The sequence below is a fragment of the Streptomyces sp. 13-12-16 genome (assembly GCF_002114215.1).
Classification (GTDB): Bacteria; Actinomycetota; Actinomycetes; order Streptomycetales; family Streptomycetaceae; genus Streptomyces.
In genome coordinates this window covers 1-6,353 of record NZ_NCTE01000570.1, presented here as the reverse complement: position 1 = coordinate 6,353, position 6,353 = coordinate 1, and the positions used below count along the sequence as shown (strand labels likewise).

General features: G+C 73.9%; 6 protein-coding genes and 1 pseudogene. 3 read left to right on the top strand and 4 right to left on the bottom strand.

What is annotated here, in order from left to right:
* On the bottom strand, window positions 1-792 hold a 792-nt coding region (locus B7767_RS22955), incomplete at its 3' end, for a Rossmann-like and DUF2520 domain-containing protein (RefSeq protein ID WP_085573855.1).
* Window positions 793-963: 171 nt separating this feature from the next.
* Here B7767_RS22955 and B7767_RS22950 point away from each other — a divergent pair.
* Together B7767_RS22950 and B7767_RS22945 are read left to right on the top strand one after the other, a co-directional pair.
* A complete protein-coding gene (locus B7767_RS22950; RefSeq protein ID WP_085573853.1) occupies window positions 964-2,184 on the top strand; it encodes a low specificity L-threonine aldolase in 1,221 nt (406 codons plus the stop codon).
* A 128-nt stretch (window positions 2,185-2,312) separates the two neighbouring features.
* On the top strand, window positions 2,313-3,419 hold the full coding sequence (locus B7767_RS22945) for a DUF5937 family protein (RefSeq protein ID WP_085573854.1): 1,107 nt from the start codon (window positions 2,313-2,315) through the stop codon (window positions 3,417-3,419).
* Between the two features lie 18 nt (window positions 3,420-3,437).
* On the opposite strand, the gene B7767_RS22940 is transcribed toward B7767_RS22945, so the two are convergent.
* From B7767_RS22940 to B7767_RS22930, 3 genes are all read right to left on the bottom strand, one after another.
* On the bottom strand, window positions 3,438-4,067 hold the full coding sequence (locus B7767_RS22940) for an AAA family ATPase (protein ID WP_085573852.1): 630 nt from the start codon (window positions 4,065-4,067) through the stop codon (window positions 3,438-3,440).
* A 31-nt stretch (window positions 4,068-4,098) separates the two neighbouring features.
* Window positions 4,099-4,770 carry a response regulator transcription factor gene (locus B7767_RS22935; RefSeq protein WP_030828136.1) on the bottom strand — a complete coding sequence of 224 codons (672 nt, stop codon included), beginning with the start codon at window positions 4,768-4,770 and terminating at the stop codon, window positions 4,099-4,101.
* Between the two features lie 74 nt (window positions 4,771-4,844).
* Window positions 4,845-6,047: a sensor histidine kinase gene (locus tag B7767_RS22930; RefSeq protein ID WP_085573851.1), complete on the bottom strand. Its 1,203-nt coding sequence runs from the start codon at window positions 6,045-6,047 to the stop codon at window positions 4,845-4,847.
* A gap of 93 nt (window positions 6,048-6,140) precedes the next feature.
* Between B7767_RS22930 and B7767_RS46530 the strand changes: the two are divergent.
* Window positions 6,141-6,353 (top strand): annotated as a pseudogene (locus B7767_RS46530) (hypothetical protein); the annotation flags it as partial.

The window sequence follows — 6,353 nt, the reverse complement described above, 5'->3', positions numbered from 1 at the left end:
GGCCCCCGGGGCGTGCCGGCGCAGCTCGGTGACGTGCGCGGCGACCGTGCCCGCGTCACCGCGCGCGACCGGGCCGGTGAGGGCCGCGTCGCCGGAGCGCAGGGCGTTGTCCAGGGCGGCGCCGAGCAGTGGGCCGAGCATCCGGTCGGGGGCCTCGACACCGGCGGTGCGCAGCAGTTCCAGGGACTGGGCGACCAGGGTGACCAGGTGGTTGGCGCCCAGGGCGAGGGCCGCGTGGTAGAGCGGGCGGTTCTCCTCGGCGATCCATTCCGGTTCGCCGCCCATCTCGACGACGAGGGCCTCGGCGGCCAGCCGCAGCTCCCCGGGGGCGGTGACGCCGAAGGAGCACCCGGCGAGGCGCTGCACGTCGACGGGGGTGCCGGTGAACGTCATCGCGGGGTGCAGGGCGAGCGGCAGCGCGCCGGCCCGCAGGGCGGGGTCGAGCACCTTCGCGCCGTACCGCCCGGAGGTGTGCACCAGCAGCTGGCCCGGCCGCACCGCGCCGGTGTCGGCGAGTCCGGAGACCAGCTCGGGCAGGGCGTCGTCCGGGACGGTCAGCAGGACCAGCTCGGACCGCTGGAGGACCTCGGCGGGCGGTACCACCGGCACGTCGGGGAGCATCCGCTCGGCGCGCCTGCGGGAGGCGTCGGAGACGGCGGAGACGGCCACCGGGCGGTGCCCGGCGAGCTGGAGGGACGCGGCCAGGGCGGGGCCCACGCGTCCGGCGCCGACGACGCCGACGGTGAGCCGCGCGGGGCGGTCCCGGGGATCTGGCTGTGGGGTTGTGTTCACGCGACGGCGGCCTTCCCGTTCCAGTCCGCTCGGGGTACCGGACGATTTCTCGTCATGTTAACGCGATCGGTTCCGGGGGCGGTCGGTTGTCCACAGGCTGTGGGTTTCCGTGCGCCGTCGCGGCACACGCGCGTGCGGAAATGGGGGTGCCCGCGCGAAGGAGGGCGCGGGATGATCGCGCGCATGACTGATACGGACGGCACGGGTGACACCACGAGGGTGCGGGACGAGCGGGAGCCCGGCCCGGAGGCGGACGACGAGTCGCGGCCGACGTTGCGCGAACGGCGGATCGCCGCCTGGCGCGCCGCCCCGCGCGTGCTCGCGCGCCTCGGCTTCGTCGCCCCGCTCCGGGAGCGGCTGGCGCTGCTGGAGGACGCGGGGAGTGCGTACGACCTCGACGAGATGTCCGACATCTACGGCACCGGTGTCGTCGAGGCCCTGGAGAAGCGGGTCGCCGGCCTGCTCGGCACCGAGGCCGCCGCGTTCTTCCCGACCGGGACGATGGCCCAGCAGGTGGCGCTGCGCTGCTGGGCCGGCCGCACCGGCGACCCCGCGGTCGCGCTGCATCCGCTCAGCCACCCCGAGGTGCATGAACGGAGCGCGTTCAGCCAGGTCAGCGGGTTGCGGCCGGTGCGGGTGACGAACGAGCCCCGGCTGCCCACCGCCGCAGAGGTGCGCGACTTCGAGGAGCCCTTCGGGGCGCTGATGCTGGAGCTGCCGCTCAGGGACGCCGGTTTCGTGCTGCCCACGTGGGAGGAGCTGACCGAGGTGGTGGCCGCCGCGCGGGAACGCGAGGCGGTCGTGCACTTCGACGGGGCCCGGCTGTGGGAGTGCACCGAGCACTTCGGCCGGCCGCTGGAGGAGATCGCGGGCCTCGCGGACAGCGTCTACGTGTCGTTCTACAAGTCCCTCGGCGCGTTCGGCGGCGCGGCCCTCGCCGGTCCCACGAGCCTGATCGAGGAGGCGCGGGCCTGGCGGCACCGGTACGGGGGCAATGTCTTCCAGCAGTTCCCGACCGCGCTGTCGGCGCTGATCGGACTGGACCGGGAGCTGCCCCGGCTGCCGGAGCACGTCCGGCACGCGCGCGTGGTGGCCGCCGCGCTGCGGGAGGGTCTGGAGGCAGGGGGGCTGCCCTGGTTCCGCGTCCACCCGGAGGTGCCGCACACCCACGACTTCCAGGTGTGGCTGCCGTACGAGGCGGAGGTGGTCGCCGAGACGGCGATCCGGGCGGCCGAGGAGACGGGGACCGTGCTCTTCGCCAACCACTGGGATCCGAAGGGGCCGGGGCTGTCCTTCACGGAGGTGTACGTGCGTTCCGCGGGGCTGGAGTGGACGGCCGAGGACGTACGCGCGGCGGCGGTGGAGTTCGCGCGGCGGCTGGTCCGGAACTGACGGTTCCTCGCCCCCGCCGCCCCTTCCCGTCCCGAAACCGGGGCAGCGCCCCCGGGAACGGGAAGGGGCGGCGGGGGCGAAAACCCCTCACGCCCAGGCCCGGCGCCGACAAGGTGCACCATGTGGGCATGAGCGTGAGCATCGACATCGCGGGGCTGCGGCCGGAGAGGATCACCGTCGTGCCCTCGCCCCTGGCCGAGCTCGGCATGGCGCTGCACGCGCTGTCCGAGCCGGGGCACCACCCGGCGCTCCAGGGCTGGGTGACGGGCGTGACCGCGCGGCTGGACCCGCACCTCGCGGACCGGATGTGCGAGGCCGACTTCCTGTGGCGCACGACGTTCTCGGACCTGTTCCTGCCGAGCGCCGGCCTGCCGGGCCGCGCGACGCTCCCGGGCGGGACCCTCGACGAGGAACTGGACCTGCTGGACAGGCTCTCCGACGAGCAGTTCGTGGACGCCGCCCTGGAGTTCACCTGCGCGCTCCCCTACGGCGCTCCGGGCGCGGGCCCGCTCACCGACGAGAACCTGCGGCGCCGCTCGCTGGAGCTGGCCGCCGCGCGGGGGCCGCGCCAGGCGGAGTTCACCGAGCGGCTGCTCGCCGACCCGCCGCGGATCAGGGACTGGCTGCGGCGGTTCCTGCGGGACTGCGACGAGGCGTTCTTCGCCGAGGCGTGGTCCCGGCTGCGGCACCAGCTCGCCGCGGACACCCGCCACAAGACCGACCTGCTCCGGCGCAGGGGACTGGCCGAGGCGCTGGCGGCGGTGTCGCCCGCGGTGACGCTCGACGAGGCCGCCGGGCGGATCACCGTCGACAAGCTGGGCGAGGGACGTACGGCCACGGACGACGGCGGGCTGCTGCTGATCCCGACCAGTCTCGGCCGGCCGCACCTGATGGTGCTGCACCGGTACGGCTGGCAGCCGGTGCTGCACTACCCGGTCGGTTCCGCCGAGCCGGTCGCCCCGCCGACGGTCGAGCAGCTGGCCCTGCGGATGACCGCGCTGTCCCACCCGGTCCGCATGCGCATGTGCCGCCACCTCGCCCGCAGCGCGTACACCACCGGCGAGCTGGTCCAGGTGCACGGCATGACGGCGCCGGAGATATCCCGGCACCTGAGCGTGCTGAAGAAGGCCGGCCTGATCACCACCCGCCGCCGTGGGCGGTACGTGCTGCACCAGCTGGACGTGGCGGTGGTGGCCCGGCTCGGCAGCGACTTCCTGGAGGGGATCCTGCGCTGACGGCGTGTGCGGCGTCCGTCAGTCGAAGCGGATGTGCCGGATGCTCACGCCCGTCTGCCGCAGCCGGGTCCGCAGCCGGCCCTCGTGGCTGGGGCGCAGGGTCAGTCCGGCCAGGACGGCGATGCGGTCCGCCGTCTTCGGCACCGTGGTGCGGTCGGTCCACAGGTGTTCGGCGAACTCCGGCTCGCTCAGCCGCTCCAGGCAGTGGTCGAGCCGCTGCACCGCCCAGCTCTCCCGGCGCAGTGCGGCGTCGCCCATGACGGACCCGAGGAGGTGGCCGATGCCGCGCTCGCGCAGCCGCCGCAGCACCGTCGCGCGCTCGGCGAGGAGGGTGAAGTGACGTACGTCGTGCCCGAGTTCCCGCAGCCGTCCGACGGTCTCCGCGAAGTGGCCGGAGTCCGTGACGGTCATGGGGGCGATCACCACGCCGTCCTGCTTCGTCAGGGCCAGGTCGAGGACCTCGACGACGCCCCGCCGCCAGGACTCCAGGTCCTGGAAGTCGCCGCGCAGTCCGGGCGGCAGCATGCGGTGCAGGCCGAACCCGGGGTGCTCCGGGTCGCAGACGACGCTGCCCGGCAGGCGGCGCCGTATCTCGTGTGCGGTCTGTGTCTTGCCGCCCCCGAAGGGCCCGTTGATCCACAGCAGCATGCGCGCACCCTACCGGCGCGCGGCCGTCCGTTCAGCCGTGTCCGCCGGCCCGTACCAGACCCGTCTCGTAGGCGAGGACGACCACCTGTACCCGGTCCCGCAGGCCCAGCTTGGTCAGGATGCGGCCCACGTGGGTCTTCACGGTCGCCTCGGACAGCACCAGCCGGGCCGCGATCTCGCCGTTGGACAGGCCCTGCGCGACCAGCACCATGACCTCCCGCTCACGCTCGGTGAGGCGTTCCAGCTCCTTGTGCTCGGGCTGCTTGCCCGCGCTGGGCAGCATCGGCGCGAACCGGTCCAGGAGCCGGCGGGTGGTGGACGGGGCGACCACGGCGTCGCCGCTGTGCACCGCGCGGATCGCGGCGAGCAGCTCGCCCGGCGGCACGTCCTTGAGCATGAAGCCGGACGCGCCCGCCTTCAGCCCGGAGAAGGCGTACTCGTCGAGGTCGAAGGTGGTGAGGATCAGCACCTTCGGCGGGTCGGTGTCCGCGCAGATCCGGCGGGTCGTCTCCACGCCGTCGAGCTTGGGCATGCGGACGTCCATCAGCACCACGTCGACGGCGGTGGACCGCAGCACCTCCAGGGCCTCGACCCCGTTGCCCGCCTCCGCCACGACGTCCATGTCCGGCTGGGCGGCGAGCACCATCCGGAACCCGGTGCGCAGCAGCACCTGGTCGTCGACGAGCATCACGCGGATCGTCATCGGGGCCTCTTCCATTCGGTCGTCAAGTCGTCGCAGGGGGTGTGACAGGTGTCAACGGGGGGCGTGCGCGGGCGTCAATGCGCGGGTTTGAGCGGCAGCAGCACACTGATGCGGAATCCTCCGCCGGGGCGTGGGCCCGCGTCCAGGGTGCCGCCGACCATGCCGACCCGCTCGCGCATGCCGATCAGGCCGTGCCCCTGCCCGTCGAAGCCGCCCTCCTCGTACAGCTCGTGCGGGGCGCCCTTGCCGTCGTCCTCGACGAGCAGGCCGAGACCGTCGTCGAAGTACACCAGGCGCACGCTGGCGCCCACGTCGGAGCCCCCGTGCTTGCGGGTGTTGGTGAGCGCCTCCTGCACGATGCGGTACGCGGTGAGCTCGACGCCGCTGGGCAGCGGGCGCGGAGTGCCCTCGACCTTGAAGTCCACCGGCAGTCCCGACCCCCGGCACTGCTCGACGAGGTCCTCTATCTGCTGCACGTCGGGCTGCGGCACGTACTCCCCGGCCTCCTCGTGCTCGCCGGTGCGCAGCACGCCCAGCAGGCGGCGCATCTCGGCGAGGGCCTGGCGGCCGGTGGAGGAGATCGTCTCCAGGGCCTTCTTGGCCTGGTCGGGGGCGGCGTCGAGCACGTAGGCGGCGCCGTCGGCCTGCACCACCATCACCGACACGTTGTGCGCGACGACGTCGTGCAGCTCGCGGGCGATCCGGGCGCGTTCGGCGGCGACCGCGACCTTGGCCTGCGCCTCGCGCTCCTTCTCCAGCCGGGCGGCCCGCTCCTCCAGTTGCGCGAAGTACGCGCGGCGGGTGCGGATGGAGTCGCCGAGCACCCAGGCGAGGGCGAACGGCACGGCCTGGAAGATCGTTATGGCGATGTTCTCCGCCGTGCCCGCCTCGTGGTTGGGCCAGCGCAACTGCGCCAGCGGAGCCGCGATCAGCGCGGCGGTCAGCGCGAGGCGGGAGGCCCAGCGGTCCCCGACCGCCGCGACCGTGTAGACGATCACCAGCAGGGCGAAGTCGGCGGGCATCGTCGCCACGTCCGCGATCAGCTGCCCCAGGCCCACGGTGAGGGCGAGGACCAGCATCCGCTCGGGCATCCGGCGGCGCAGCGCGACGACCAGCGACAGCAGCAGCATGACCGGCACCGTGAGGGCGGGCAGGTCCGTCCCCCGGGACTCCTCCATGCTCGCTCCGCCGATCACCGAAATCCCGAAGAGGACCACGGCCCAGAAGCCGTCGACCCACGTCGGGTGTCTGCGGAGGAAGTCATAGAGGCGCTGCACGTAACCCAGCGTAGGGAAGCGAAATGCGTGCAGGGGTCAACCGGAGGGCCGATCCCCGGTCGGCACGTGTACTCCGCAAGGTGGAGGCCCGGCGTGTCCGCGCGCTTAACCTGGGCCGGTGACGACGGCGACGGCGGGGGCGGGGAACCGGTGACGGCAGGGGCGGTGGAGGGCGGCGGCCCGCGGGGCTGGCGGGCGGCGGCCCAGGACGCCCTGTACGGGCCGGGCGGCTTCTACCTCGGGCCCGGCGCGGGCCCGGCCGGGCACTTCCGTACGTCCGTGCACGCCTCGCCGCTGTTCGCCGGC